At 69.1% G+C, this 26,589-nt stretch carries 26 protein-coding genes and 1 pseudogene; 10 read left to right on the top strand and 17 right to left on the bottom strand.

Annotated elements, in window-relative coordinates; translation table 11 throughout:
- Positions 1 to 103: 103 nt before the first annotated feature.
- The 7 genes from HJG44_RS05545 to rpsM form a co-directional block, all read right to left on the bottom strand.
- Complete coding sequence (locus tag HJG44_RS05545) at positions 104 to 892, bottom strand: SDR family NAD(P)-dependent oxidoreductase (RefSeq protein WP_171217393.1); 789 nt, start codon at positions 890 to 892, stop codon at positions 104 to 106.
- A gap of 39 nt (positions 893 to 931) precedes the next feature.
- Complete coding sequence (locus tag HJG44_RS05540) at positions 932 to 2,320, bottom strand: Do family serine endopeptidase (protein WP_171217392.1); 1,389 nt, start codon at positions 2,318 to 2,320, stop codon at positions 932 to 934.
- A gap of 51 nt (positions 2,321 to 2,371) precedes the next feature.
- Positions 2,372 to 3,601 (bottom strand): glycosyltransferase, encoded by a 1,230-nt coding sequence (locus HJG44_RS05535; protein WP_171217391.1) that lies wholly within the window; start codon positions 3,599 to 3,601, stop codon positions 2,372 to 2,374.
- Positions 3,602 to 3,716: 115 nt separating this feature from the next.
- Positions 3,717 to 4,136: a 50S ribosomal protein L17 gene (gene rplQ / locus HJG44_RS05530; RefSeq protein WP_171217390.1), complete on the bottom strand. Its 420-nt coding sequence runs from the start codon at positions 4,134 to 4,136 to the stop codon at positions 3,717 to 3,719.
- Positions 4,137 to 4,312: 176 nt separating this feature from the next.
- A complete protein-coding gene (locus HJG44_RS05525) occupies positions 4,313 to 5,329 on the bottom strand; it encodes a DNA-directed RNA polymerase subunit alpha (RefSeq protein ID WP_346767100.1) in 1,017 nt (338 codons plus the stop codon).
- Between the two features lie 92 nt (positions 5,330 to 5,421).
- Entirely contained in the window at positions 5,422 to 5,811 is a 390-nt protein-coding gene (gene rpsK / locus HJG44_RS05520) for a 30S ribosomal protein S11 (protein WP_171217388.1), read from the bottom strand.
- Positions 5,812 to 6,002: 191 nt separating this feature from the next.
- A complete protein-coding gene (rpsM, locus tag HJG44_RS05515; RefSeq protein WP_171217387.1) occupies positions 6,003 to 6,371 on the bottom strand; it encodes a 30S ribosomal protein S13 in 369 nt (122 codons plus the stop codon).
- Between the two features lie 247 nt (positions 6,372 to 6,618).
- Between rpsM and HJG44_RS05510 the strand changes: the two genes are divergently transcribed.
- The 10 genes and pseudogenes from HJG44_RS05510 (at position 6,619) to HJG44_RS05465 (ending at position 17,050) form a co-directional block, all read left to right on the top strand.
- Complete coding sequence (locus HJG44_RS05510; RefSeq protein ID WP_210260967.1) at positions 6,619 to 7,209, top strand: protein-tyrosine phosphatase family protein; 591 nt, start codon at positions 6,619 to 6,621, stop codon at positions 7,207 to 7,209.
- A gap of 108 nt (positions 7,210 to 7,317) precedes the next feature.
- Positions 7,318 to 7,737 carry a DUF5990 family protein gene (locus HJG44_RS05505; protein WP_171217385.1) on the top strand — a complete coding sequence of 140 codons (420 nt, stop codon included), beginning with the start codon at positions 7,318 to 7,320 and terminating at the stop codon, positions 7,735 to 7,737.
- A gap of 80 nt (positions 7,738 to 7,817) precedes the next feature.
- Entirely contained in the window at positions 7,818 to 9,605 is a 1,788-nt protein-coding gene (locus HJG44_RS05500) for a hypothetical protein (RefSeq protein WP_171217384.1), read from the top strand.
- A 136-nt stretch (positions 9,606 to 9,741) separates the two neighbouring features.
- Positions 9,742 to 10,020, top strand: a pseudogene (locus tag HJG44_RS05495) (hypothetical protein); the annotation flags it as partial.
- A gap of 361 nt (positions 10,021 to 10,381) precedes the next feature.
- The gene (locus tag HJG44_RS05490; protein ID WP_171217383.1) at positions 10,382 to 11,491 is read left to right on the top strand and encodes an SDR family NAD(P)-dependent oxidoreductase; all 1,110 of its coding nucleotides are present in this window, start codon (positions 10,382 to 10,384) and stop codon (positions 11,489 to 11,491) included.
- Entirely contained in the window at positions 11,488 to 12,588 is a 1,101-nt protein-coding gene (locus HJG44_RS05485; RefSeq protein WP_171217382.1) for an NAD-dependent epimerase/dehydratase family protein, read from the top strand. Before HJG44_RS05490 ends, HJG44_RS05485 begins: the two co-directional genes overlap by 4 nt.
- A gap of 49 nt (positions 12,589 to 12,637) precedes the next feature.
- Positions 12,638 to 13,732: a glycosyltransferase family 4 protein gene (locus HJG44_RS05480; RefSeq protein WP_246736085.1), complete on the top strand. Its 1,095-nt coding sequence runs from the start codon at positions 12,638 to 12,640 to the stop codon at positions 13,730 to 13,732.
- Complete coding sequence (locus HJG44_RS05475) at positions 13,732 to 14,844, top strand: CgeB family protein (protein ID WP_171217381.1); 1,113 nt, start codon at positions 13,732 to 13,734, stop codon at positions 14,842 to 14,844. The genes HJG44_RS05480 and HJG44_RS05475 overlap by 1 nt, the downstream gene beginning before the upstream one ends.
- Positions 14,841 to 15,935: a CgeB family protein gene (locus HJG44_RS05470; RefSeq protein ID WP_171217380.1), complete on the top strand. Its 1,095-nt coding sequence runs from the start codon at positions 14,841 to 14,843 to the stop codon at positions 15,933 to 15,935. The genes HJG44_RS05475 and HJG44_RS05470 overlap by 4 nt, the downstream gene beginning before the upstream one ends.
- Before the next feature lie 11 nt (positions 15,936 to 15,946).
- On the top strand, positions 15,947 to 17,050 hold the full coding sequence (locus HJG44_RS05465; protein ID WP_171218150.1) for a CgeB family protein: 1,104 nt from the start codon (positions 15,947 to 15,949) through the stop codon (positions 17,048 to 17,050).
- Here HJG44_RS05465 and HJG44_RS05460 read toward each other — a convergent pair.
- From HJG44_RS05460 to HJG44_RS05415, 10 genes are read right to left on the bottom strand one after another with little or no spacing between them, the layout of a single operon-like run.
- Positions 17,047 to 17,970: a methyltransferase domain-containing protein gene (locus HJG44_RS05460; RefSeq protein WP_171217379.1), complete on the bottom strand. Its 924-nt coding sequence runs from the start codon at positions 17,968 to 17,970 to the stop codon at positions 17,047 to 17,049. The two genes, HJG44_RS05465 and HJG44_RS05460, sit on opposite strands and share 4 nt — an antisense overlap.
- Positions 17,963 to 18,955: a GNAT family N-acetyltransferase gene (locus tag HJG44_RS05455; RefSeq protein WP_171217378.1), complete on the bottom strand. Its 993-nt coding sequence runs from the start codon at positions 18,953 to 18,955 to the stop codon at positions 17,963 to 17,965. The genes HJG44_RS05460 and HJG44_RS05455 overlap by 8 nt, the downstream gene beginning before the upstream one ends.
- Positions 18,952 to 20,010, bottom strand: coding sequence for a glycosyltransferase (locus HJG44_RS05450; RefSeq protein ID WP_171217377.1), 1,059 nt, complete (start codon positions 20,008 to 20,010; stop codon positions 18,952 to 18,954). Before HJG44_RS05450 ends, HJG44_RS05455 begins: the two co-directional genes overlap by 4 nt.
- On the bottom strand, positions 20,007 to 21,014 hold the full coding sequence (locus tag HJG44_RS05445; protein ID WP_171217376.1) for a PIG-L deacetylase family protein: 1,008 nt from the start codon (positions 21,012 to 21,014) through the stop codon (positions 20,007 to 20,009). Before HJG44_RS05445 ends, HJG44_RS05450 begins: the two co-directional genes overlap by 4 nt.
- A 56-nt stretch (positions 21,015 to 21,070) precedes the next feature.
- Positions 21,071 to 21,991: a glycoside hydrolase 5 family protein gene (locus tag HJG44_RS05440; RefSeq protein WP_171217375.1), complete on the bottom strand. Its 921-nt coding sequence runs from the start codon at positions 21,989 to 21,991 to the stop codon at positions 21,071 to 21,073.
- Positions 21,988 to 22,758, bottom strand: coding sequence for a TIGR04290 family methyltransferase (locus HJG44_RS05435; RefSeq protein WP_171217374.1), 771 nt, complete (start codon positions 22,756 to 22,758; stop codon positions 21,988 to 21,990). The genes HJG44_RS05440 and HJG44_RS05435 overlap by 4 nt, the downstream gene beginning before the upstream one ends.
- Complete coding sequence (locus HJG44_RS05430; RefSeq protein WP_171217373.1) at positions 22,755 to 23,546, bottom strand: sugar phosphate nucleotidyltransferase; 792 nt, start codon at positions 23,544 to 23,546, stop codon at positions 22,755 to 22,757. Before HJG44_RS05430 ends, HJG44_RS05435 begins: the two co-directional genes overlap by 4 nt.
- Before the next feature lie 2 nt (positions 23,547 to 23,548).
- Positions 23,549 to 24,643, bottom strand: coding sequence for a CgeB family protein (locus HJG44_RS05425; RefSeq protein ID WP_171217372.1), 1,095 nt, complete (start codon positions 24,641 to 24,643; stop codon positions 23,549 to 23,551).
- Positions 24,640 to 25,218 carry a histidine phosphatase family protein gene (locus tag HJG44_RS05420; RefSeq protein ID WP_171217371.1) on the bottom strand — a complete coding sequence of 193 codons (579 nt, stop codon included), beginning with the start codon at positions 25,216 to 25,218 and terminating at the stop codon, positions 24,640 to 24,642. Before HJG44_RS05420 ends, HJG44_RS05425 begins: the two co-directional genes overlap by 4 nt.
- 34 nt (positions 25,219 to 25,252) lie before the next feature.
- Complete coding sequence (locus tag HJG44_RS05415) at positions 25,253 to 26,329, bottom strand: inositol-3-phosphate synthase (RefSeq protein WP_171217370.1); 1,077 nt, start codon at positions 26,327 to 26,329, stop codon at positions 25,253 to 25,255.
- Positions 26,330 to 26,589 lie beyond the last annotated feature (260 nt).

The raw sequence follows: 26,589 nt of genomic DNA, 5'->3' as shown, positions 1-26,589 counted from the left end.
CCGCCTCCGGCCGTGATCGGGCTAGCGGGAGCCCGGACGAAAGCCTGCGGGAGGTTCCTACCAGGCACGTCAGGCGCGGATCCAGATCGCCCTGGAGGACGCGTCACCGTCTCTGGCTGGCGAATGGCAGCGTGCTGGACAGCCCGCCATCGACCGCGATCGCCTGACCGTTGACATAGGAGGATTCGTCGCTCGCCAGAAACAGAGCGGTCGCCGCGATCTCGTCCGGCGAGCCGGCGCGGCCGAGAGGGTTCAGCTGCCCGATCCGCCCCTCCGTGCCGCGGGCCCGCGCCGCCTCGAAGAGCGGGCGCGTCATGCCGGTCTCGATCAGGCCAGGGCAGATCGCGTTGACCCGTATGCCGGTCCCCGCGAGGGCGTTCGCGGAGGTCTGGACGAGGCTGATCACCCCGGCCTTGCTCGCGCTGTAGGGCGCGCCGGCCGCATTCGCCCTGAGGCCAGCCACCGAGGCCGTACAGATGATCGAGCCGCCGCCGGACGCCTTCAGCACCGGCGCGCCATGCTTGACGGCGAGGAACGCGCCGACGAGGTTCACCCGCAGGATCTCGGTCCAGAGTTCGACGGCCTGCTCCAAAAGCGGCACGAGACCGCCGCTGATCCCGGCATTGGCATAGATGACGTCGAGACCACCGAACTCGCTCACCGCACGCGCGACGTAGTTCTGGACGTCAGTCTCGCATCCCGCATCGGCCGGATGGGCCAGGATCGCCCCGCCGCAGGCCGACGCATCCGAGACCATCTCGGCCAGCGCATCCTCGTCGCGGTCGACGGCAAGTACCGACGCGCCCTCCCGCGCGAACAGGAGGACGGAGGCGCGGCCGATGCCGCTGCCCGCGCCGGTTACGATTACGCGCTTGCCCGCGAGACGCCCCATGGCGCGCTCCGATGATAGGCTGCTCGGCCCGAAATCGCTTCAGCCGCCGACGACCGTCGTCATCACCTGCCCACCCCGGCTGATCGTGATCCGCCAGACCTGCGCGCCGGCGCGGGCCATCCGGTCCAGCTCGCGCGTGGACGCGATCTTCTCGCCGTTGAGGCTGAGGAGGACATCCCCCTTCTGCAGCCCGATGCGCGAGGCGAGGCTTCCGTCCTCGACATCCGCGATCACGACGCCATCCTGAAGATCGAGTTGCATCTCCTCGGCGACGGCAGGCGAGGCGTTGAGAACGGTCGCGCCCGAGAAGGGCGAGCGGCCCCTCAGCGTGAGCTGGTCCCGCGGCGGGATCTCGGGCGCGGGCTGAAGCCGGACGGACAGAGTGCGACGCAGGCCGCCGCGGTTCACCGTGACAGGCACCTCGCCCGAGATGCCCTTCAGGGCGAAGCGCCAGCCGAATCCGTCGGGATCGTCCACCTGACGTCCGTCGACCTCGAGGATCACGTCACCGCGCCTGAGTCCCGCGGCCTCCGCCGGGCTTTTCTCGTGGACGGAAGCGACGAGGGCGCCCGTCGGGCGCTCGAGCCCGAGCCCGTCCGCCAGCTCCTGGTTCACGGCCTGGAGGGACGCGCCGAGATAGGGGCGGCGCACCGTCCTCGAGCCGGCCCGGGCGGAATCGACCACCACCTTCACCATGCTGGCCGGGATGGCGAAGCCGATCCCGACGCTGCCGCCGGACTTCGAGAAGATGGCCGAGTTGATGCCGACAAGGCGGCCCTGCATGTCGACCAGCGCTCCGCCGGAATTCCCGGGATTGATCGCGGCGTCCGTCTGGATGAAGTAGCCGTAGTCGGAGACGCCCACGTTGGTGCGTGCGAGCCCTGACACGATGCCCTGGGTGACCGTGCGCCCGACGCCGAAGGGATTACCGATCGCCAGGACGATGTCGCCGACCTCGAGCGCGTCGTCGTCCCCGAATTCCAGCGCCTTGAGCCCCGGGGTCGGCTTCAGCTTCAGTACGGCGAGATCGGTGCGGGGGTCGCGCAGGACGATCTCGGCCTCGATCTCCCGGTTGTCGGGCAGCGCGACCTTCACCTCCGTCATCTCGGCGATGACATGATGGTTCGTGACCACCAGTCCGGAGGCATCCACGATCACCCCGGAGCCCAACGAGCGCTGCACACGCTCGGCAGGCGTCGACGGCAGGTCGCCGAAAAAGCGCCGGAAGAACTCATCCATCGCGGCGCTGCGCCGCGTCCGCTCCACGCGCGCGCCGTAGACGTTCACAACGGCGGGCGCCGCCACCTTCACGACGGGCGCGAAGGAGAGCTGCACCTGCGCCTGGCTCGCCGGAGCCATCCGGGTCTGGGCCTCTGCGCCGGCGAGCGGAGCGAGGATGGCCGCTAGTACGAAGGCAGCGCGTCGCATGGAGCACGGATTCCGATCGAGGTCGGGCCGCTATAGGCCGCCCGACAAGGGCTAGAAAGCGGGCAATCGGGGCCGATCCGCCAGCAACCCCGCATAGAGGCGGATCAGGGCCGCTGCGTGGCGCTCAGGGCTGAGCGGCGCCTGCCAGTAGCGCTCATGGGCGGCTCGGCCCATCCGGCGGACGAGGGCCGTATCCGCGAGGCGCCGGAAGGCGGAGGACAGCGCCTCGAGTTGCGGCTCGACCACGAGCCCTGTCTCGCCCGAGACGACCTTCTCGGCGGCTCCAGTCCGATCCGACGCGATGGCCGGCACCCCGGCCGCAAGCGCCTCGTAAACCGTTAGCGGACCCGTCTCGTACCAGCGGGACGGCGCCACGACCGCCCTCACCTCTTCGCGCATGAGCCGGTCGAGCTCGGCACGGCTCCGCCACCCCAGCATCTCGGCGGCTGGGTTCGCAGCTCTGATCGCATCCGCAGCCGGCCCCTCGCCGACGAACATGGCCGGCATCCCGGCCCTTCGGGCCGCCGAGGCGACGAGGTCGGCCCCTTTCTCCCGGGTCAGGCGGCCGATGAAGGCGAGCTTCGAAGCGGCGCCGATCTCGGCAGGAACGTCTTGCTCGACCTCGACAGGGTTGTCGATCCGATGCTGGCGGACATGTGAGGGGAGGAACGGCGCCACCGTGTCGCGGGCGCGATCTGAGACGTGGACGACGTCGAGCCTATGCCCATGCAAGGCAGCGCGGGTCAGGACAGCCCGCAGCACGCGCACGCCCTTGTGCGCCACCGAGCGGGGATCGCAGGGCGCGGCGACGCAGGCGGCCGAAAGCGGCCGCAGCGAGCACGGCTCGTCACGCTCGAAACGGTAATAGACCCCGTTCGGACACGCGACGAAGTAATCGTGCAGCGTGAGGACGAGAGGGTGCCCCGATCGGAGCAGGACCGGGAACGCCGCCGGCGACAGCGAGCGCGTCCATTGATGGAGATGCAGGACGGTGCGCCCGGGGGGAAGCCCGTCGAGGACAGCCGCGAGCCGCGCGGCTGCCGGCCGGTTCCAGAGGCCGGCGCCGAGCCCACCGAGCGCGGACCTGTCCCAGATATCGGCCTGGCCGAGGCTTACGACCGCGATCCCCGCGCTTGCGAGGCGTGGATCGGCCGGCCCTTCGATGCCGTGAATGTAGGTGACCCGAAGCCCTTCGGCTGCGAGCGCGAGTGCCGATTGGATGGCGACAGACTGGGCGCCCCCGGACGCTTCGGCGAAATCGGCTATGACGGCGATGTGCATGGCTCTCGGACCAGAGCCGATCTTCTCATGCCTTCATTGCCGATCCGTCGCCGGAGCCGACGAACGAAAAAGGCGGCCCGGAAGCCGCCTGGATCTCGAAGAGAAGTGCCGGAGCTCACTCGCTCTCGACGATCTCCGTCTTCTGGGTCGGGCCGGAATCCTGGCCCCGCGCATCGACGTCGCGGTCGACGAACTCGATCACCGCCATCGGGGCATTGTCGCCCTGGCGAAAGCCCGCCTTCAGCACCCGGGTATAGCCGCCCGGACGGGCCTGGTAGCGCGGCCCGAGCACGTCGAAGAGCTTCCTGACCATCGCCTCGTCGCGCAGCTGCGCGATGGCCTGCCGGCGGGCATGGAGGCCGCCGCGCTTGCCGAGGGTGACCAGCTTCTCGACGACGGGACGCAGGTCCTTCGCCTTCGGCAGCGTGGTGACGATCTGCTCGTGTTTGATCAAGGCCGCCGACATGTTGGCGAACATAGCCTTGCGATGCTCGGCCGTGCGGTTGAACCGGCGACCGCGAAACCCGTGACGCATGTGGCTCTCCTATCCTTCACGGCCGCCGTGCCAAGGGCCGGCCGTTCCTTCTGATCTTGCGGAGGTGGGTGTCATGGCCGGGCTTGACCCGGCCATCCCAAAACCCGCGCCTCCTGTGGCGCGAGATCCTCGGATCAAGCCCGAGGATGACGAGGAGCGCGCGAACGCGCTCCTCGTCAGTAATGCTCCTCGAACCTCTTGGCGAGGTCCTCGATGTTCTCCGGCGGCCAGCCCGGCACTTCCATGCCGAGATGCAGGCCCATGCCGGCGAGGACTTCCTTGATCTCGTTCAGCGACTTGCGGCCGAAATTCGGGGTGCGCAGCATCTCGCCCTCCGACTTCTGGATCAGGTCGCCGATATAGACGATGTTGTCGTTCTTCAGGCAGTTGGCCGAACGGACCGAGAGCTCGAGCTCGTCCACCTTCTTGAGGAGGGCGGGATTGAACGGCAGCTGCGGCGCGAGCGCCTGCGCCTCCTCGCGGCGCGGCTCCTCGAAGTTCACGAACACCGCGAGCTGGTCCTGCAGGATGCGCGCCGCGTAGGCGACCGCATCCTCGGGGCTCACCGCACCATTCGTCTCGACCGTCATGGTGAGCTTGTCCTTGTCGAGATCCTGGCCCTCGCGGGTGTTCTCGACGCGGTAGGAGACCTTCTTCACCGGGCTGAACAGGCTGTCGACCGGGATGAGGCCGATCGGCGCATCCTCCGGGCGGTTGCGCTCGGCCGGCACGTAGCCCTTGCCCGTGGTCACCGTGAACTCCATCCGGATCTCGGCGCCCTCGTCGAGCGTGCAGAGCACGAGTTCGGGGTTGAGGATCTGGATGTCGCCTGTCGTCGCGATGTCGCCGGCCGTCACGACGCCCGGACCCGTCTTGCGCAGCGTCAGGCGCTTCGGCCCCTCGCCCTGCATGCGGATCGCGATCGTCTTGATGTTGAGGACGATGTCCGTCACGTCCTCGCGGACGCCGGGGATGGACGAGAACTCGTGCAGCACGCCGTCGATATGGACGGAGGTGACCGCCGCGCCCTGGAGCGAGGAGAGCAGGACGCGCCGCAGCGCGTTGCCGAGCGTCGTGCCGAAGCCGCGCTCCAGCGGGCTCGCGACGATGGTGGCGACGCGGCGCGGATCGTCGCCCTGCGCGACCTGCAGCTTGTCCGGCCTCGTCAGCTCTTTCCAGTTCTTCTGTATCACGGCTCTTCCCCTCGGACGGCGGACGCGGGGCGACGGCAAAATGCCGGCCCCGCCAAAGTCATCAGCAATAGGTGGGGCCAAAGCCCCGGAAATCAGACGCGGCGGCGCTTGCGCGGGCGGCATCCGTTATGCGGGATCGGCGTCACGTCCCGGATCGAGGTGACGGTGAAGCCCGCGGCCTGCAGCGCGCGAAGCGCCGATTCACGGCCGGAACCAGGGCCGGAGACTTCGACCTCCAGCGTCCGCATCCCGTGCTCGGCGGCCTTGCGGGCGGCGTCCTCGGCCGCGACCTGTGCCGCATAGGGGGTCGACTTGCGCGAGCCCTTGAAGCCCATCGAGCCGGCCGACGACCAGGAGATGGTGTTGCCCTGCGCGTCCGTGATGGTGATGAGCGTATTGTTGAACGAGGCGTGCACGTGGGCGACGCCGGAGACGATGTTCTTGCGCTCGCGGCGGCGGACGCGGGTTGCTTCTTTGGCCATCGAAAGATCCTTCAGGCGCGCCCGTACTCCCAGGCGCTCGGGATGTGGAGGTGATCTCTCCTCTCCCCGCTGTCATAGCCGGGCTTGACCCGGCCATCTCGAGCCGAAAGAGGCGCAAACTTGTCTCGAGATCCTCGGGCTTCGCTTCGCTGCGCCCGAGGATGAGCTGCCGCCGCGACCGCGGCGTCAGCTCACTTCTTCTTGCCGGCGATCGGCTTCGCCTTGCCCTTGCGGGTGCGGGCGTTGGTGTGGGTGCGCTGGCCGCGGACCGGCAGGTTGCGGCGATGGCGCAGGCCACGGTAGCAGCCGAGATCCATCAGCCGCTTGATGTTCATGGACACTTCGCGGCGCAAGTCGCCTTCGACCAGATAGTCGCGGTCGATCGTCTCGCGGATCTGCAGCACCTCGGCATCCGTCAGCTGGTTGACCCGGCGCTCGGGCTCGATCGAGACCTTCTCGACTATCTCCTGCGCCTTCCTGGGGCCGATGCCGTGGATGTACTGAAGCGCGATCACGACGCGCTTGTTCGTTGGAATATTGACGCCTGCGATACGGGCCACGTCCGCCTCTCCTCGCGCCGGCCTCGCCGGCGCTCGATCATTCCTGACGCCGCCGGCGTCCGCTCAATCACCAAAAAGAGCGCGCCGACACCTACTTGCGGAGGCGCCGCGCGACTCTCGAAAAGCTCGATTGACGGGGCTGCGTTATCCACGCTGCCGCACGATGTCAACCTGTGGCGAGTTCCAGCCGGGGCGAGCGCCATGCGGGCTCGGCGATCCGGCGGGACGTACGCCTATATAGGGACGCTTGACCCACCTGACCAGACCTGCTGAGCGGGACGACGTGCCGCGCGCCGACCAGCAACCCGCCCCGTGGCGGCCGAACTTCTCCTGGATCACCGATCACCTGGCGGTGGGCGGCCGGTTCCCGTCCGAGCGGGCCGAGGCGCTCGCGCGTGAATACGCGATCCGGGCGATCGTCGATCTCCGCAGCGAGGATCGCGACGACGAGGCCGTGCTGCATCGGCACGGGGTGGCCCTTCTCCACCTGCCCACCGACGACCATCAGGCGGTGAGCCAGCCGATGCTCGAGGACGGAGTTGCGTTCGTGAGACCTTACCTCGACCGGGGAGAGCGGGTCCTCATCCATTGCGAGCACGGGATCGGCCGCTCGGCGACGCTTGCTCTCTGCGTGCTGGTCGAGCGCGGCTTCGACCCGCTGGAGGCGCTGGAGCTTTCGAAATCCCGCCGTGCGCTCATTTCGCCCTCGCCGGCTCAGTACCATGCCTGGACGGAATGGCTCGCCCGGTTCGCCCACGCGAACCGGAGCAACTGGGAGATTCCCTCCTTCGACGCCTTCAAGGCGATCGCATACCGCCACCTCCAGCCGGTCACTTAGGGCCTGAGCTTGGGCGGTTTCGCCACCCTCGGCCCGGTTCCGACCGTTGCTGTCCCTCGCCCACTCCGGGTACTGGAAGGCTGGCGTTTGCGACATGGGGGACCCGGAATGGCGGCAGGTCAGGTCGTCACCCTGAGGCTCAGGATCCGGGATCCACTCCCCGGCGTCGCCTATAGCCTTCAGAACAAGAGGAGCGAGCCGGTGGGACAGGTCACCGCCGGCGACGGGCCGATCTCATTCGACGTGCCGGTGCGGATAGCGCCGGGGCCGAGATTCTATGGGGACTTCGTCCGTAGTGAAGGGGCGACTAGGCGCTTCGTCTACATCGCGATCGGCGGGCAGGCCGGGCAACGTCCGTCAGCCTGGAGCCGGCGGGCCAAGATCGACATCCACGGACTCTCCGCTGAGCTGCTGGAGGAGGCTCTGGCCGGCGGCGTTCTTGCGGCCGAGCTCCCCGGGAGGGCAGAGGACGGCGGCCCAGCCTGCGCGACGGTGCGCCCGATCGGAGCCTGGCAGGTCGTCGAATGACCGCGACCAGACGATCTGAAATCCGCCTCCCCGCACAACTCCGACGGTCACTCCGTCAAGCCGATTGAATACAGACCCTCATGCTCGTCTACGGCGACGCCGTCCGGCGTGAGACGATCGCGGCTAAGGTCGATCGGATCCGCCGTTATCTGGATGAGGCAGGTCTCCGGCAGCTCTGGATTGTCGCGCATGGGCTCCTCGTCGCTGCGCTGATCGAGGCCGGCGAGCTGGCGCAGGGGATCGCGGATCGCGCCTTCCAGGCGCGCGGCAGACGCGACGCGCCTTCCCCCGAGGCGGATGCCGCAATGGCGGTCACGCTCGCCCTCGCCCGGCTCGTCGGTGCGTCGTGGCGGGATTCCTGGCGGGACACGGAGATCGCAACGGCACCTGCGCTCGACGCGCTCGCGAGGCTCGAGGCCGTCGCGGCGTCGGGTGAGATCACGATCAAGCTGCCCGAGGGATTTGCGCATTACGCGCTCTACCCGGAGAGCTATTTCGAGGCGGCGCTTCCTCTCGCGGGGCGCAATCTCACCGTCATCGGCATCCGCTCGATCGGCACCACGCTCGCGGCGATGGTGGCCGCCGCCGCGGATGCGCCCTGCCCCGTCACGGTCAGGCCGGTCGGCCATCCATTCGGCCGCGAACTCGCGCTGGCGGATGGGACGCTCGGCCTCTCGCCGGATGCGGAGCTGGCGATCGTCGACGAGGGCCCCGGTCTCTCCGGCTCCTCCATCGGTGCCACCGCCGAGGCGGCGATGCGCGACGGCGCCGAACCACGGCGCGTCCACGTCTTTCCGAGCCATATGAACGGGCCGGGCCCACAGGCGGGCGAGCGGGCGAAGAGCTTCTGGCGCAGCGCGCAGATCCGCTTCCGCTCCTTCGACGAGCTCGCGCTTTCGACGGAAGACGCGCGGCACCGGCTCGACCACTGGGTTGCGGATCTCGTCGGCGAGCCCGTCGCGCCGATCCGGGAAATCTCGGGCGGCGGCTGGCTCAGTCTTCGATTCACCGAGGCGAGAGACTGGCCGCCGGTTCATCCCTGGCAGGAGCGCCGCAAATTCCTGGTCGAGACGGCGTCAGGAAAATGGCTCATGAAATTCGCTGGTCTCGGCAGGATCGGCCTGGACAAATACGAACGTGCCAAAGCGCTCGCCGAGACGGGCCTCGTGCCTCGGCCACTCGGGTTTCGGCACGGCTTCATCGTCGAACGCTGGCATGGAGACGCTCGGCCGCTCGATCCCTTCGGCCCCTACCGTCCCCGCCTTGTCACCCTTCTCGGCGAGTATCTGGGCTTCCGCGCGAAGAACTTTCCGGCCGGCCGCGATTGGGGCGCATCCAGCGAAGACCTGTTCGAGATGCTCCGCTTCAACACCGAGGAGGAGTTCGGCGCTGAGCCGGCCCGCAGCCTCGAGAACTGGCGTCCTCTCCTGCCGCGGCTGGGGGACGGCGCACGCCGGGTCGTGACCGACAACCGCCTGCAAGCCTGGGAGTGGCTGCTCCTGCCCGACGGACGAATCCTCAAGACGGATGCCGTCGACCACCATGCCGCGCACGATCTCGTCGGCTGCCAGGACATCACCTGGGACATCGCCGGAGCTTCCGTCGAGTTTACTTTATCGCCAGGAGAACAACGCGATTTGATCGAGGCGGTCGAACGAGTCTCCGGCTTCGCAGTTGATCGCGCACAGATACGATACGCCGCACTTTGCTATCCCGCCTTCCAGCTCGGCTACTATCGCGAGGCGACGTCCTCAGCCGTGGATTCGACCGATGCTGCCCGCCTCCGCGACGCGGCCGACCGATATGGGAGCGTCCTGCACGCCCTCCTCTTGTCACCGGACGAACCGAATCCAGGTCCAGCGAATTAATGCCTGAAGGAATAGAGTCTTTCTGCTCTGTGAAGAACCTGCTTTGTTCCTGCCCTGAGCTGGCCTATCCAACCTTGCCGGTTCCGTCCGCTCGCCGCAGGTCCCGCGGAGGACGGCAACTCGAAAGGATGACGCCATGAGCGCCTCATCGAAAACCGTGGATCACGACGAGATCAGGAAATGGGCCGAGGCGCGCGGCGGCCGCCCCTCGATCGTCCGTACCGGCGGCGGCAGGGGGAAGAACAAGTCGGGCGGTGTGCTCCGCATCGATTTCGGCCCGAAGGAGGACAAGTTCGAGGAAATCTCCTGGGAGGAGTTCTTCGAGGTTTTCGACCAGTCTCATGTCTCCTTCCTGCACCAGGACCAGACGACGGGCGGCAGGGAGAGCCGTTTCAACAAGTTCGTCGAACGCTCCCCGGAAGAGGACAGAGCCGCGAAGAGGAGCGGCGCCAAGGCCGGTGCTGCGAAGAAGGCTGCTCCCGCGAAGTCGAGCGTGAAGTCCGCTCCGGCGAAGTCCACCACGAAGGCCGCATCCGCCAAGGCGGGCGAGGAGAAGCCGGCCGCGAGGAAAACCGCAGCCAGATCGGGTTCATCGAAGTCGAGCGGAAGCGCCGCCAAGTCTGGCGCCAAGTCCGATGTGAAATCCGGCACGAAGACCGAGGCTAAAGCGGCTAAAGGCACCGCATCCAAGAGCACGGCGAAAGGCGGCGCGAAGAGCGCTGCTGCGGCCTCGGGCGGCGCGAAATCGGCGAAGGCGAAGGGCTGAGAAAAGCAAGGTGGCAGAGACGATCCTCATCACGGGCGGCGCGGGTTTCATCGGCCGCTACGTCTCGCGCGCGCTGCTCGACCGCGGCGACCGCGTCATCATCCTGGACAGCCTCATCGAGCAGGTTCACGGCGGAAAGGCCGAGCCCGACGGGCTCGATCCACGCGCGGAGCTGATCGTCGGCGATGTCAGGGAGGACACCGTCGTCCGTGCGGCGCTGAAGGGCGTCGACAAGGTCGTGCATCTCGCCGCCGAAGTCGGCGTCGGCCAGAGCATGTACGCGATCGACCGCTACGTGTCGGTGAACGACCTCGGAACCGCGGTGCTGTTCCAGGAACTCATCGCAAAGCCGGTGAAGCGCGTCGTGGTGGCCTCCTCGATGAGCATCTACGGCGAAGGGCTCTATCGCACGACCGATGGCGAGCTCGTCGAGGATGCGATCCGGCAGCCGAATGGCGGAGCGCCATGGGACCCGCCGGACCGGCAGGGCCGGCCCATGATCCCGGTGCCCACGCCGGAATGGAAGCGGCCGACGCTCGCCTCCGTCTATGCGATCACCAAGCACGTGCAGGAGCGCCTCACGCTCACGCTCGCACCCTATTACGGCATGGAAGGCGTCGCGCTCCGGCTCTGGAACGCCTACGGGCCGGGCCAGGCGCTCTCGAACCCCTATACGGGCGTGCTCGCGATCTTCGCGTCGCGCATCCAGAACGGGAACCGACCGATCATCTTCGAGGACGGGAAGCAGCGGCGCGATTTCGTCCATGTCGAGGACGTGGCGCAGGCCTTCCTGCTGGCGCTGGACCGGCCTCAGGCCGCAGGGCAGGTCTACAACATCGGCAGCGGCGTCGACCGGACGGTGCAGGAGGTGGCGGATCTCCTCGCCGCGGCGATGGGGCGGCCGGACATCACGCCCGAGATCGCGGGCAAGGCGCGCGCGGGCGACATCCGGCACAACATCCCGGACATCACCAAGGCCCGGACGGAGCTCGGCTACGAACCCCGCAAGGATTTTGCCGAAGGCCTGCGCGAGTTGGCGGAATGGGTGGCCCAACAGCAGGCGCAGGACCGCGTCAGCGAAGCCCGCAGAGAACTCGAAGCGCGGGGCCTCGTGGCATGAACGGCGCGGCACCCGCCATTATCGGCCGTCGGCCGATCCTGGTGACCGGGGGCGCCGGGTTCATCGGCTCGAACCTCGCCGACCGGCTCGCCCGCGACGGGCACGACGTGCTCGTCTACGACGCGCTGGCCCGGCCCGGGGTGGACCGCAATCTCGCCTGGCTGACGGAGCGCCATCCGCGGCGCATCTCGGCAGTCGTCGCGGATGTCCGATCCGGCGCCGAACTTGCGGCCGCGGCGCGCGACGCCTCGGCCGTCTTCCACATGGCGGCGCAGGTCGCGGTCACCACGAGCCTGGTCGACCCCGTCTCGGATTTCGACATCAACGTGAAGGCGACCCTCTCGCTGCTCGAGGCACTCCGCGCCCGGCCGGATCCCGCCCCGCTTATCTTCGCCTCCACGAACAAGGTCTACGGCGACCTTGCCGATATCGGGCTCGCACTCACCGACGACGCCTACTTGCCGGTCGACCCGGCGGTGCGGATGCAGGGCATCGGCGAGAGCCGCCCGCTCGACTTCCATACGCCGTACGGCTGCTCAAAAGGAGCCGCCGACCAGTATGTGCTGGATTATGCGCGGTCCTTCGACGTGCCCACCTCCGTGATCCGCATGAGCTGCATCTACGGCCAGCGGCAGATGGGGACCGAAGACCAGGGTTGGGTGGCGCATTTCGCCATCCGGGCCATCGAGGGCCAGCCGATCTCCATCTACGGCGATGGCGCGCAGGTTCGCGATATCCTCGACGTCTCAGACGCGGTCGAGGCCTATGTGGCGGCGCTACGCGACATCCGCGCGATATCGGGTCGTGCCTTCAACCTCGGAGGCGGGCCTCAGAACGCGATCAGCCTGCGGCACCTTCTCCGGCACCTTTCTGACCTGACCGGCCGGAAGGTGGAAGCGCATTACTCCGACTGGCGGCCCGGCGACCAGCGCTACTTCGTGGCCGACGCCCGCTCCATCCGGGCGGCGCTTGGCCTAAAGGCGCCGTTGCCGTGGCGACAGGGCGTAGCGAACCTCGTGGCTTGGCTCCGGGCCGAGCGCGGCGATCCGGCCGAGACCCAGGCGAAGCGCGTGGTCCGTGTCGGCGCGCTCTCGTGATGGCGGCCCGCGCCGCTTCGACCTGATGGCGAACCCGCTCAGAGTACTGATGACTGCCGACGCGGCCGGAGGCGTATGGACCTACGCCCTCGACCTCGCTTCGGGGCTGCGGGAGCGTGGCGTCACGACGATCCTCGCCGCGCTCGGTCCTCCGGTGTCGGATGCGCAGCGGGCGGCCGCGGAAGCGGTTGCAGGGGTGAGGTTGATCGAGACCGGCCTTCCGCTGGACTGGACAGCCGAAAGTCGCACCCAGATCGTGGATGCCGGCCGGGCGATAGCCGCCCTCGCGGCAGAACTTGGGTGCGACCTCGTTCATCTGAACAGCCCGGCCCTCGCCGCCGAGGCCCGCTTTCCCTGCCCGGTGATCGCCGTCTGCCATTCCTGCGTCGCCACCTGGTGGGCGGCGGTGCGCGGCGGCCGCCTTCCCGACGATTTCGCGTGGCGAACGGACCTCGTGCGCGCGGGCTACAAGGCGGCAGACATGCTCCTCGCGCCGACCGCTGCCTTCGCCCGGACCACGGCGGAGGCCTACTCGCTGAGCAAGCTGCCCCGTGCCATTCACAACGGTCGCGCCGCCCGGCCGGCGCCAGCGGCCGCCGATCGCGCAACCGAGCCCTTCATACTCACAGCCGGCCGCCTCTGGGACGAGGGCAAGAACGTCGCGACCCTAGACCGCGTCGCCGCTCATCTCCCCTCTCCTGTCCTGGCTGCCGGACCGACGGCTGGACCGAACGGCGCCGCTATCGCGATTCGTCACGCGAAGGCGCTCGGCCATGTTCCGACGGCGGCCCTCGACGCGCTGTTCGCGGCTCGCCCCGTCTTCGTTTCGCCGGCGCTCTATGAACCGTTCGGGCTTGCCGTGCTCGAGGCCGCGCAAGCCGCCTGCCCGCTTGTCCTCTCCGACATAACGACCTTCCGCGAATTGTGGGACGGCGCCGCCCTGTTCGTCGCCCCCCGAGCGGAGGATAGCGCGCTCGGGGTCCTGGAGCGCCTTCTCGCGGATCCTGAGGAGCGAAACCGGCTCGGCCGCGCGGCGCAGGAGCGTGCGGCCCGCTACACGGTCACCGCGATGGTCGACCGCGTGGAGAAAGCCTATCGGGACGTCCTCGCGCGCAAGCGCACCAAGCTGATGACCGCCGCCTGATGCGCTTGGTCTATTTCACCCACTCGCTCCTCTCCTGCTGGAACCACGGAAATGCGCATTTTCTGCGCGGCGTCTTCCGCGAGCTGATCGCTCGCGGGCACGAGACCCGGATCTATGAGCCGACCGGCAACTGGAGCCTCGGCAATCTCCTCCGCGACCATGGCGAGGCGGGGCTCGAGGCCTTTCGCGCCGGCTACCCGGAGCTGAGTTCGGAGAGCTACGGCCCAGACCTCGATCTTGACCGAGCGCTCGACGGCGCCGATGTCGTGATCGTCCACGAGTGGAACGAGCACGCGCTCGTGGCCGCCCTCGGCGCGCACCGCGCCCGCGGCGGGCGCTACACGCTTCTCTTCCACGACACGCATCACCGCGCGGTCAGCGATCCAGGGTCGATGCGTGCCTACGATCTCTCCGGCTATGACGGCGTGCTCGCCTTTGGCGAGACGCTGAGCGAGGTCTATCGCGGCTGGGGTTGGGGCGGGCGCGTCTTCACCTGGCACGAGGCCGCCGACACGCGCCTGTTCCGGCCGCCAGCTTCCGAAGGGGAGCGGAGCGGGCTCGTCTGGATCGGTAATTGGGGCGACGACGAACGCAGCGAGGAGTTGGAGGCGTATCTCTTCCGCCCGGCCGCCGAGCTCGGGCTGCCGCTCGACATCTACGGCGTCCGCTATCCGGAGACGGCGCTCGCCACCCTCGCCCGCCACGGCGCGCGCTATCTCGGCTGGCTGCCGAACGCCCGCGCGCCGGACATCTTCGCGCGCCACCTCGCCACGGCGCATGTGCCGCGACGGCTCTACGTACAGCAGTTGCCGGGCATCCCGACGATCCGAGTCTTCGAGGCGCTCGCCTGTGGCATCCCGCTCGTTTCCGCGCCCTGGCGCGACGACGAGAACCTGTTCCGGGTCGGTCTCGACTTCCTGATGGCGAAGGATCCGGCCGAGATGCAGCAGCATCTCAGGGCCGTACGCGACGACGCGGATCTGCGCGCTTCGCTCGTCCGACACGGGCTCGAGACGATCCGCGCCCGCCATAGCTGTTCACACCGGGCCGACGAGCTGTTGGCCATCCTCAGCCGCGTGACGCAGAGTCGCCCGCTGGAGCACGTCGCATGAGAATCGCCTTCTACGGCTCGAGCCTCCTCTCCTCGTATTGGAACGGGGCAGCCACCTATTACCGCGGCCTGCTCTCGCAGCTCGCCAAACGCGGTCACCAGATCACCTTTTACGAGCCGGATGCATTCGACCGGCAGCAGCACCGCGACATCGACCCGCCGGATTGGTGCACCGTGAAGGTCTACCCGGCGACGGACGAAGGCGTGCGCTCTGTCATCGCGGAAGCGGCGCTTGCCGATGTCGTCGTGAAGGCGAGCGGCGTCGGGGTCTATGACGACGTCCTCCTGCTCGGCCTCCAGGAGGCCGCGCGCCCGGGCGCGATCCGCATGTTCTGCGACGTGGACGCCCCCGCGACCCTCGCGGAGCTGCGCGCCCACCACGACCATCCGATGCACCGCGTGCTCCCGGAGCTCGACCTCGTCATCACCTATGGCGGTGGCCCGCCCGTGATCTCGGCCTATGAAGGTTTCGGTGCACCGCTCTGCGTGCCGATCTACAACGCTCTCGATCCCGAGACGCACCATCCGGTGCCGCCGGATGACCGCTTCCGGGCGGATCTCTCCTTCCTCGGCAACCGGCTGCCGGACCGGGAGGCGCGGGTCGACACCTTCTTCCTGGACGCCGCCGCACGGCTGCCCGAGCGCTCGTTCCTGATCGGCGGCAACGGCTGGGAGACGAAGGCCATGCCCGCCAACGTCCGCCATATCGGCCACGTCTACACGCGCGATCACAACGCCTTCAACACCTCCTCCATGGCCGTCCTGAACATCGCCCGCGACTCCATGGCCAGCGTCGGATACTCGCCTGCAACGCGCGTTTTCGAGGCTTGCGGTGCCGGCGCCTGCCTGATCACGGATTCCTGGGTCGGGCTTGAGATGTTCCTGAAGGAGAACGAGGAGGTGCTCGTCGCCCGCGACGGCGTCGAGGTCGCCGAGCACATCCGCACGCTCACTCCCGAGCGTGCCCGGGAGATCGGCGAGGCCGGCCGCGCTCGTATCCTGAAGGAGCATACCTATGAGCGCCGCGGCGCCGAGCTCGACCGGCTGCTCCGGAACGTGGCGGCGGCCAAGCGCGAGCGGAGCGCGGCGTGACCACGCGCAAGATGAAGGTCGTCGTACTCGGCCTCAGCCTTTCTTCGTCGTGGGGCAACGGCCACGCGACCACCTACCGGGCGTTGCTCAAGGCCTTCGTCGCGCGCGGGCACGAGGTGACATTCCTCGAGCGCGACGTCCCGTGGTATTCCGGCCCGCACCGCGATCTCGCCGATCCGGCTTGGTGCCGCCTGCTCTTCTACAGGGAAGTCGCGGACCTGGAGCGCCACCGCGAGCTGATCGCGGATGCCGATGCGGTCATCGTCGGCTCCTACGTGCCGAACGGCGTCGCGGTCGGCCGGCTCGTGCAGGACTGGGCGCGCGGCGTGACGGCGTTCTACGACATTGACACCCCCGTGACGCTGGCAAAGCTCGCCCGGGGCGACACGGAGTACATCGCGCCGGACCTGATCCCGGGCTACGACGTCTACCTGTCCTTTACCGGCGGCCCGACGCTGGACCTGATCGAGCGTCGCTACGGCTCTCCCGCCGCCCGCGCGCTCTACTGCTCCGTCGATCCGGCAAGCTACCCGCCGCTCGAGCGGGAGAGGCGCTGGGACCTCTCCTATCTCGGCACCTACAGCCCGGACCGGCAGCCGGTGCTGGAGCGGCTGCTGATCGAGCCCGCACGGCGTCTCCCGCATCTCCGGTTCGTGGTCGCCGGCCCGCAATATCCGGACGACATCGTCTGGCCGGACAACGTCGAGCGTTTCCAGCATGTCGGTCCAGTGGACCATCCCGAATTCTACGCCGCGAGCCGCTACACCCTGAACGTCACCCGCGCCGACATGGTCGCGGCGGGCTGGAGCCCCAGCGTCCGCCTCTTTGAGGCGGCCTCCTGCGCGACGCCCGTGATCTCGGACGTATGGAGCGGCATCGAGGACATCCTCGCCCCAGGCCGCGAGATCCTGCTCGCGACGAGTTCGGATCAGGTCGTCGCGATCCTGAGCGATGCCGACGGAACGAGGCCGGCCCGCATCGGCCAGGCGGCCCGGGCCCGCATTCTCGGCGCGCACACCGCCGATTGCCGCGCCACAGAGCTGGAGAGCTATCTCCGGGAGGCGATGCAGCGCGGGCGCCATGCGCCTTCACGGCGCGAAGCGATGGCGGTCTAGCTCGTCTTCCGGACCAGGAAGACTGCGCCGTCCCAATGGCGGAAGGAGGGACGTCGCTGCTCTGGCCGCGCCAATCCCGCCGGTTCCGCCGCCGCCGCGATGTCGCGCCAATCCCGATCCGGATCGCCGCGATACGAGTAGTTCAAGATGGCGAGCGTGCCGCCGGGTCGCAGCACGCGCCCGGCCTCGGCGACGTGCCTCGCCGCCAGCCCGCCGCCGGCCTGCACGAGGTAGGGAAACACGTCCGCCGCGAGCACGAGATCGAAACTGCCCCGCTCGAAATCTGCGAGGTCGCGTCCGGACGAGACCTCCAGTCGTACATTCGCGAGCCCGGCGCAGCGCTGACCGGCCGCCGCGATCATCGCGCCCGAGACGTCGACACCCGTCACATGGCCCACCTTCGGCGCGAGCGCGCGCACGAAGCGGCCGATTCCGCAGCCGATCTCGAGAACGCGGCAGGCGGCGCTCAGCAGGCACCAGCCCTCCAGGGTCTCGACGATCTCGGCCGTCGCGGCGTCGAGCAGTTCCGGCGAGCCGAGCGCATACAGTGCCACCCCGGCTTCGGGCTGCGCCTGAGCCAGCCTGTCGAAGACGGCCGCCCAATGCGCAACGGCCTCGTCTTCGCTGTCCGGCGTTCGGTCGTGCTCGGCCTGGGCCAAGACGGCCCGGACCGTGGCGAATGCGCCAGGATTGCGACGCAGCAGCTCGCGGGCCCTCTCGATTGCGAGCTGTCCCGACAACCCGCCGAAGGCGGCCGCCCCGACGTCGAGCGCCGCTTCGGCCTCCTCGACAGAACGAGCCTCCATGAGGAGCCGCATCAGGGCAACGTTGACGGGCAGCTCGCCTATCGCGCAGGCGAGAATCGCCGGCCGAAGCTCGGCCCGAAGCTCCGAGAGATCGGGCGCGACCGGATCAGGCACGTGCGGGGTGCCGGAAGCTGCGGCGCCGGTTCCAGCGATCCACGGCGCCCCATTCGTACTTGTAGGCCTCGCGGCCGCGCAGGAAGTGGAACTCGGTCGCGCCCTCCTGCCGGGCCGCCTCGATCGCCCCTCCGACCAGAACGGTTCCGGGGCTCTCGAACGCGAAGTCCGGGTCGAACCCGCCGAGATAGGCGTAGGCCCGGCGACCGTGGTGCAGGCCGTAATAGGCCCCGACCACCCGGCTCTCGATCGTGAGCGTCGTGAGGCGGGCGAGGCCCGCGGCAACGAGCTGCGGCAGGGCTGCGGCATGAAAGCGCCGGACCGGATCGTCCGCGAGCACGCCGTCCTCGCCGCGGCTCGCCCAGCGCGCGCCGTGGAGGCGGATGAGGTGGTCGAGGAAGTGCGGCACGCCGTCAGGCCCGATGCTCGCCACCTCCCCTCCCCGTCGCGCGACGCGGTTCTCGGCCATGCGAAACTTGCGTCTCTTGCCGGCGGGAACTGGGACTTCCCCGGCGAGAACCAGGACCGGGCAGGCGCTCTGCTCGGCACTCTCCTCGATGGTGCGCGGCGGGGCCGGCAAGCCGAGAGCGGCGGCGCCGGGCATCAGCTCCTCCAGCTCCCAAACGTCCCAGTCGGGGACGAGGTCGGCGGCAGCATCCACGAGCGCAGCAGCTGCCTCGGGGGTCTCCGGATCGAGCAGCACGTCGAGGTAGTCGGTGATCCCGATCCCGATCGGCAGGAGGCGGCGGCCGAGCGGACCGACCTCGAGATAGACAGGCGCGAGAGCGACGAGCTGCCTTTCATCGCGGACCACGACGGCACAGAGCCGGCCGGGTCGAAAGGCGCCCCACCAAGGCAGGAGCCAGGCAGGCGACTGAAAGGGCGTCGCGACCGGGCAGCGGCGCCATAGGTCCCACCATTGGGGGCCAAGCGCCTCCAACCCCGCTTCGTCCTCGACGAGGGCCGCCGCGAGCCTTCCCGTCATGCCGCGCCGTGCAGGGCCATGCGCCGGGCCGCGAGCTTCGCGTAGAGATCGAGATAGGCCGCGGTCATGATGTGCCTGGAGAAGCGCCGGCGAGCGGTCTCCCGGCATGTCTCGGGATCGATCTCGCCGGCTCTGTGGATGGCCGCGGCCATCGCCTCGACATCGTGGACGAGGAAGCCTGTCCGCTCATGCTCGACCGCGTCGCTCAAAGCGCCGTTCGGGAAGGCGATGACGGGCGTGCCGCAGGAGGCGGCTTCGCGGGCGACAAGCGACGAGGTTTCCGGCGCAAGCGACGGCACGAGCAGGCAGCGGGCGGCCGTGAGCAGGCGGCGCTTCCTGGCGAAGCCGATCGGGCCGACGAACCGGCGCTGCCGGTCGAGCCGCGGCCGGACCTCTTCGTCGAAATAGCGCCGATGCGAGTCGTAGGGGAACACCTCGCCCGCCACCAGGAGCGGGACGCCTGCCAGCTTGGCCGCCTCGAGCGCGACATGCACACCCTTTTCCGGGCAGATCCGGCCGAGGACCATCGCATAGCCGCGCTTCGCATGCCGTGCCTGGAGCGCCTCGACATCGACCCCGTTCGGGATGGCCGGAAGCAGGCGCGGACCCTCGCTGCAGGCGGCGTGCTGTATGTCGGAGACGCAGTGGAGCCACGTATCCGGCCGAGACGGGCGGAGCGCCTCGGCCGGATACCACGAGGGCGGGAGGTGCAGCGTCGCAAGAACCGGCGGGCCGGGCGGCGGCAGGTAGGCGTGGAAGTCGATCCCGTGCAGATGGACGAGGTCCACGGGGAAGCGCGCGAGAGCCGAGCCGATCGCCGCGCGGGTCGCCGCATGCGCGCGGGCTTTCGCGCCTTCGTCCAGATCGCCGGAGACGGCCGGCACCGGCACGAGCGTTCCCGCAATCTTTGAGCCCTCCTGCGCCACGACCACGGAACGGTGGCCGGCTTCGACGATGGCTCGGTCGAGCATGGACAGGACCTGCTCCGCCCCGCCGGCGGCGTCAGGCGAGACCGGCGCGAGCGGATAGGCGACGCTCAGGATCGTGAGGCTCACGCGGCGCGCTCCAGCCGGAGCTCCCGGGCGGCTGCCGCCGCGAGTTCGAGCCACTGGCCGCCGGCAAGGCCCCAACCGTAGCGCTCATACAGCAGCGCGCCGCGGTTCGGCAGCGATCCGAAATCGTAGGCCGGCGCCGCGCGATAGCACTCGTCCGCAACCCCGAAGCCGGCCAGCGTTCCGGCCTGGCTCGCATGGGCGGCGATCATGCGGGCCTTCAGCGCCCGCTCGGCCGGGGTCAGGTGGAGAACGGCCGCGCCGTCCTCGTCGCCGAAACTCCCGCGCAGCCAGCCGCCGTCCGGACCGAGGCGATAGAGCGGCACTTCGAGGAGCACCGGCCGGCGCGCGCCAACGCTCTCGCCGCCGGGGAGAGAGCCTGCCCGCGCAGCAGACCGGGTGAGGGGGAGCGACCCTTTCGGAGACGTGACAGCCCCATCACCCTGCCCTCTCCCTCTCGCGGAGGGGGTTCCGGCGCCACATCCGGCAGCGTCGGAGAGGCCAAGGGCGGCGTGCACGGCCCAGCAGACCGCGTCGTGGTCGGGATGCCCGCCCTCGTAGGCATGCGCGATCACGAGATCGGCGTCCTGGACCACCGGCGCGAGGCGGCGGGCGATGTCGGCCAGCGCGAAGGCGGCGCCCTGGTCGGCGACGTCGAAGCAGATCAGCCGCTCTTCCGGGACGCCGGCGAGCGCCGCCGCGGCCCGCAGCTCCTCGCGCCGCGCCGCTGCGTATTCGGTGGGAGTGGAATAGCCGTGGCGGCGGGCATCCTCGCCGTTCCGCGGCGCGCCATCGGTCACGTGGACGATGCGGACATCCTCCAGCCGCGGCAACAGCGCGCCGCAGGCCAGCGTCTCGTCGTCGGGATGAGCGAAGACGAGGACCGTCCGGCCCGGGATGCGTGGCCGGGCCGGGTCGGCGATGGCGGCCAACACCCGTGCGGCGTCCTGGCCGGGCTTGGCCCGGCCATCCACGTCCCGGTGGTTCGTCTCACAGAGCGAGGACAAATCTCTGATCGCTCCTCGGATGGCCGGGCCAAGCCCGGCCATGACAGCGAAGTTCGCTACTCCGCGGCCACCGCCGGCGTCGCGGCCGAGGACGGCGCGTAGCGGCGGATCATGCTGGCGCAGAACTCGGCGAAGAGCTCGGGCTCGCGCGGCGGGCTGGTGTGATGCGGCTCGATGCCGAGGTGCTCCGGCGTGAAGCAGAACGTCACCGTCACGTCGAAATCGGCGAGCGCCTCCATCTGCCGGTCGAACCAATCCAGCGCGTTCGGCCGGAACGAATCCGCCCAGGACAGGCCGGTCCGCAGATACGTCACGCCGAGGCGCTTCATCCAGGCGACCGCCTCGTCCAGACGGTGGTCCTCGAAATGGAACCACTGGCAGAGCCCGATGGCAGGCGTGAACTCGGGGAAGATCTCGGCCGCGGGCTTCGGCGAGCCGTCCTCGCGCAGGATCCCCATATGGAAATGGCGGTAGTAGGAGGAGCCCTCCGCCTCCTTGTGCCGCGTCGTCGCCTCCCAGGCCTTGGGCAGGTCGTAGAGGCTGTACCAGTGGATGCGCGGAGCCTTGCCGATCAGGAGCTCGGCCGTGCGGCGCAGGCCCCACACCTGGACCTCCTCGGCCCCGAAGGTCGAGATGCCGACCTCGCTGACCCAGACCGGCTTGTCGGTCACGGCGCGGATCTCGTCGACCTTCGCCGGCCATTCGTGGATCTGCCAGAGGTTCCAGTCGAGCGGGAAGCCGTGGACCGCGATCGCGTCCACGTTGTCCATCACGCCATAGCCCGTGAGCAGGTTCACGAAATGCGGATCGATCGGCGACATGCCGCCCACCACACGGGGCAGGCGCGGATTCTCGGCCCGGATCGCCTGGCCGGCGAGGTTCACCATGTGCCCGAACCTGGACCAGTCGGGATCGAGGTTCGGGTCCCAATGCGACTTGTTGTTGGGCTCGTTCCAGATCATCGCCGCTTCGATCACGGGCGGGCTCCTTTCGCGGGATAGACCGGCCCGGTCCAGGGCTTGGCCTCGACCTCGACGCGGCGGCAGACGAACACCTCGTCCTCGGGATGGGCGAGGATCTCGAACCCGGCCGAGCGCAGCATGGCGGCCGAGCAGGCGGCGTTCGGCGCCCACCAATTGGTCGGATCCTGAGAGTAGCTGTGCTCGATGAAATGCAGCTTCGGGTAGCCCGGGCTGTCGAACATCGCCGTGTCCCAGAAATCGGCGTCCTCGGGCACTTGGTCGATCTGCGGCGAGCCGCGCTGCAGCGACTGGTAGACAAGAAGATCGTTCGCGACGTGCTCGTGGATCAGGTCGAGCGCGAGCAGCGGGTGCCGCAGGTGGTACAGCACCCCCATGAAGATCACGACGTCGAAGCGCTCGCCGAGCGCGCCCACGTCGTAGACCGAGAGCTGCCGGAACTCGATGTCGTGCCCCGTGACCTCGGCCGCGAAGCGCGCCTGGGCGAGATAGTCCTCGTCGAAATCGATGCCGAGCACGCGGGAGGCGCCGCGCTTCTTCATCTCGATCGAGTAGAAGCCGCCGTTGCAGCCGATATCGAGCACGGACTTTCCCGTCAGATCCTCCGGGATCGCGTGCGCGAAGCCGCGGAACTTCACGCCCGGATAGTCGCCGAGGAAATGGTCCGGCGCGGTCCAGACGCCGCCGAGATCCATGTTGTGAAACCAGGGGCCGAGGGACTCCGCTCTCCGGCGTATGTCGTCCGGCGCGATCGGCTTGTTCATCCGGCGGGAACCTCCTTCTTCAGCACCGTGGGGACAGCGCCGGCCGGCCCGTGGGTGCCGGGAGGATGCCCGCCCGAAAGCAGCGTGATTGCCGAGCGATAGCCGCCGAGTGTCCCGACATCGACATAGGATTGCCCGGCCTTCACCCCGACGGCGCGGCCGCCGCGTGCCAGATAGGCGTTGACGAGCGTACCGATATACTCGTCCTCGCATTCCCGCTCGCGCCACAGAGCATGGAGTTCGTGGAGGACGGCGCCAGGCATCTTGAAGGCGCCCCAGATCCAGCGGGAGGCCGCGTCGCGGCGCTTCACCTGGATTTCGAGCACGCGGTCCGCCTCGTCGAGGAGCACCGCGTCGAAGAACTCGGGCCGCTCCACCGGGAAGAGGAGGAAGGACAGCGTGTCGTCTGGCAGCTCCGCCAGCGCCCCGTCCGGGAACCAGACCGTATCCGGCAGGCCCACGACGACCGGCTCGTCCACCCGCACGAAGGGCACGGAGCGGAAGATCGCATCGCACAGCCCCGCCGCCTGCGGCTGGACCACATAGGCGATGGCCGCCGAGCCGAAGGCCGCGCCGAAATAGGCCAGGATGTCCGACTTGCCCGGCGAGATCACGAAGCAGATCTTGTCCGCCCCGCCCTTGATCATGCGCTCGGCGAGATACTCAGAGACGGCGCAGGGGCGTTCCACCCCGTCCTGGAGGCGGCTGCCGACCGGCAGCAGCTCCTTCGAGAAGGCGAGCGGCTGGATGCGCGTGCCGCGGCCGGCGGCCGGGATGATGCCCCACATGGTCAGGCCTCCACGAGAAGCGGCTCGGACCGGCGCGCCTCCGCGACCAGCCGCTCGAATTCGATCGCGCGGCGCTCCGACGTGTGCTCCGCCAGCGTGCGCTCGCGCGCGGCCTTCGCGATCCGGCCGAGCTCGGCATCGGGCAGGTCGATCGCGGCGAGGGCATCCGCCGTGGTTTCCGCGGTCAGGATCTCGGAGCCCGGCACGAAGAAGGCGTCGAGTCCCTCCCAGGTGTCGGACAGGATCGGCACGCCGCAGGCCGCCGCCTCGAACAGCCGGCCCGAGGGGCACCAGCCCATGGCGGCCATGGCCTCGCGTGTCACGTTCAGGGTGAGCCGGCCCGACGAGAAGAAGGCCGGGTGTTCGTCCGGGGGCAGGTGGCGGACGAAGAAGATGTTCTGCGTCCAGGGGAAATCCTGCGGGTATTGCGCCCCGCCGATCAGGAAGCGCCGCTCGGGCCGGAGCCGCGCCGGCTCGACGAAGAGCCGCTCGAGCGCCGCCTGCCGGTCGGCCGCGTAGGTGCCGAGATAGGAGAGGTCCGCGCGGAAGCGTTCGAGCTTCTCCGCAGGGCGATGCGTCGCCGGGTCGACATGGCCGTAGAGCGGCGCGACGCGCCGCGCGCCGAGCCGCCGCGTGAGCTCCTCGAGCGCTCCGCCGCCCGTGTAGCTCAGGACGAGGTCGAAGCCGCCGAGCCCGTCCGGGCCGATATAGCCGGTCGCCTCGCCGCGGGCCATCCGGGAGAGCGTGACGGGGGTGTCGAGGTCGTAGAAGACGCGCAGCGCCCGCCCCGCGGCGAGCACGGCATCGCTCGCCGCAAGACCGTCCGGGCAGTAGGACGTGACCATCGCGACATCCGCCTCGCCGACCTCCTCGGCCGCACGGCCGCGAGCGGCCTCCCAGTCCGGATAGAGGACCAGCTCGCTGCGGCCCGGCAGCTCGCGCAGATCGCGGTTCTCGGCGTAGTAGGCCGCGTCGCGCTCGAAGAAGACGACCCGGTGCCCGCGCGCGGCGAGCGCCCGGATGAGCCCGCGCCAGAGCGTGGCATGGCCGTTGCCCCAGGAGGACGAGACGGTGAGGCCGAAGACGACGATCTTCATGCGCCGCAGCGTTCGTTGAGGGCGACCACCTTCCCCCCGCCCTCCCAGAGGACGAGGGAGGTGATGGAGGCCGGCTCGATCTCGAAACTGTGATAGCGGTCGAGCGAGAGACCGAGCACGCCGCAGACGGCGGCCTTGATGACGTCGCAATGCGACACGGCCGCTGCCGTCCTGCCCGGATGCCTGAGACGGATCGCTTCGAGCTCGGCCAGCACGCGGCGCTGGACCGCCTCCATCCGCTCGCCGCCTGGCGCCTCCCCCGCGGCACGACCGATGTTCCAGCTTCGCCAGCGAGGATCGGCCTGGAGTTCGTCGAAGCTCCGGCCCGTCCATTCGCCCATGTCGATCTCGTCGAGCCCCGGCGCGATCCCGACCGGAAGACCCGTCTCGGACGAGATAGGCGCCGCCGTCTCGCGGGCCCGCTCCAGCGGGCTCGAATAGATCGCCGCCAGGCTCTCTCGCGAGAGCCGCTCCGCCACGCGGGCCGCCTGGGCCCGCCCCCTCTCGCCCAGGCTCACGCCCGGCATGCGTCCGCACAGGATGCGATCGACCCGTTCATGCGCGGCATGACGCACGAAAAAGATCGTTGTTCCCGGATTCCCCACCGATTCAGGCGGTTCCTTCCACGAAGGCCTCGGCAAGCTCCCGCGCCTCGTGGTCGGTGAATTGCTGCGGCGGGGACTTCATGAAGTAGCTGGACGGCCCGACCAGCGCACCGCCGATGCCGCGGTCGAGCGCGATCTTGGCGCAGCGCACCGCGTCGATGACGATGCCGGCGGAGTTGGGCGAGTCCCACACTTCGAGCTTCAACTCGAGGTTCAGCGGCACGCCGCCGAAGGTCGTCCCCTCCAGGCGGATATGCGCCCATTTCCGGTCGGTCAGCCAGGGCACGAAGTCGCTCGGGCCGACATGGACGTCGGAGGCCGGAAGCGGGATGTCGAGCTGGCTCGTCACGGCCTGGGTCTTGGAGATCTTCTTCGATTCCAGGCGCTCGCGCTCGAGCATGTTCTGGAAGTCGGAATTGCCGCCGAAATTCAGCTGGTAGGTGCGGTCGAGCCGCACCCCGCGCTCGCGGAACAGGTTGGCGAGCGTGCGATGGACGATCGTCGCCCCGACCTGGCTCTTGATATCGTCGCCGATGATCGGGAGCCGCTTCGCCTCGAACCGCTTCCGCCATTCGGGATCGGAAGCGATGAAGACCGGGATGCAGTTGACGAAGGCGCAACCGGCTTCGAGCGCCTGCTCGGCGTAGAACCGGGTCGCCTTCTCGGAGCCGACCGGCAGGTAGGAGACGAGGATCTCGGTCTTCGTCCGGTCCAGCACCTCGGCGACGTTGCAGACGGGGGCGTCGGACTCCTCGATCTCCTCGCGGAGATAGCGGCCGAGCCCGTCGAAGGTGGGACCGCGCTCGACGGTCACGCCCGTTCGCGCGACCTCGGCGAAGCGGTGGGTGTTGTTCGGGGGTGCCCAGATCGCCTCCGCGACGTCCCTGCCGACCTTCTTCGCGCTGATGTCGAAGGCCGAGGCGACCTCGATGTCGCTGACGTGGTAGCCGCCGAGCGTGACGTGCATCAGCCCGGGAACGGGCTCGTTGGAGCGCGCGTCGCGATAATAGGTCAGGCCCTGGACGAAGGAGGAGGCGCAGTTCCCGACGCCGACGATTCCAACCCTGAGGCTGCCGCTCACTGCGTTTCTCCGGCTGTCCGGCACGCGGTCGCCCGCGGCATCGACTCAGACATGTTCCACCGAACAAGCCGACGCTCGCACGTGGTTCCGACCCCACCCCGAAGCGGGTTCCGGGAGGGGAACTTACCTTCCATGACGTTGTGCCGGAAGCAAGCAAGCCAACTCCAAGTCGATATTCCCCCTTTGGTCCAGCGCCGTACCCAACTCGGAACTCACCTCTTTGCTCCAGGTTCTCCGCTGCGCCCGCCCCAGATTCTTCC

Origin of the sequence: Enterovirga aerilata, assembly GCF_013044135.1 — a bacterium.
Taxonomy (GTDB): Bacteria; Pseudomonadota; Alphaproteobacteria; order Rhizobiales; family Beijerinckiaceae; genus Enterovirga; species Enterovirga aerilata.
This window is presented reverse-complemented; position numbering and strand designations above follow the sequence as displayed.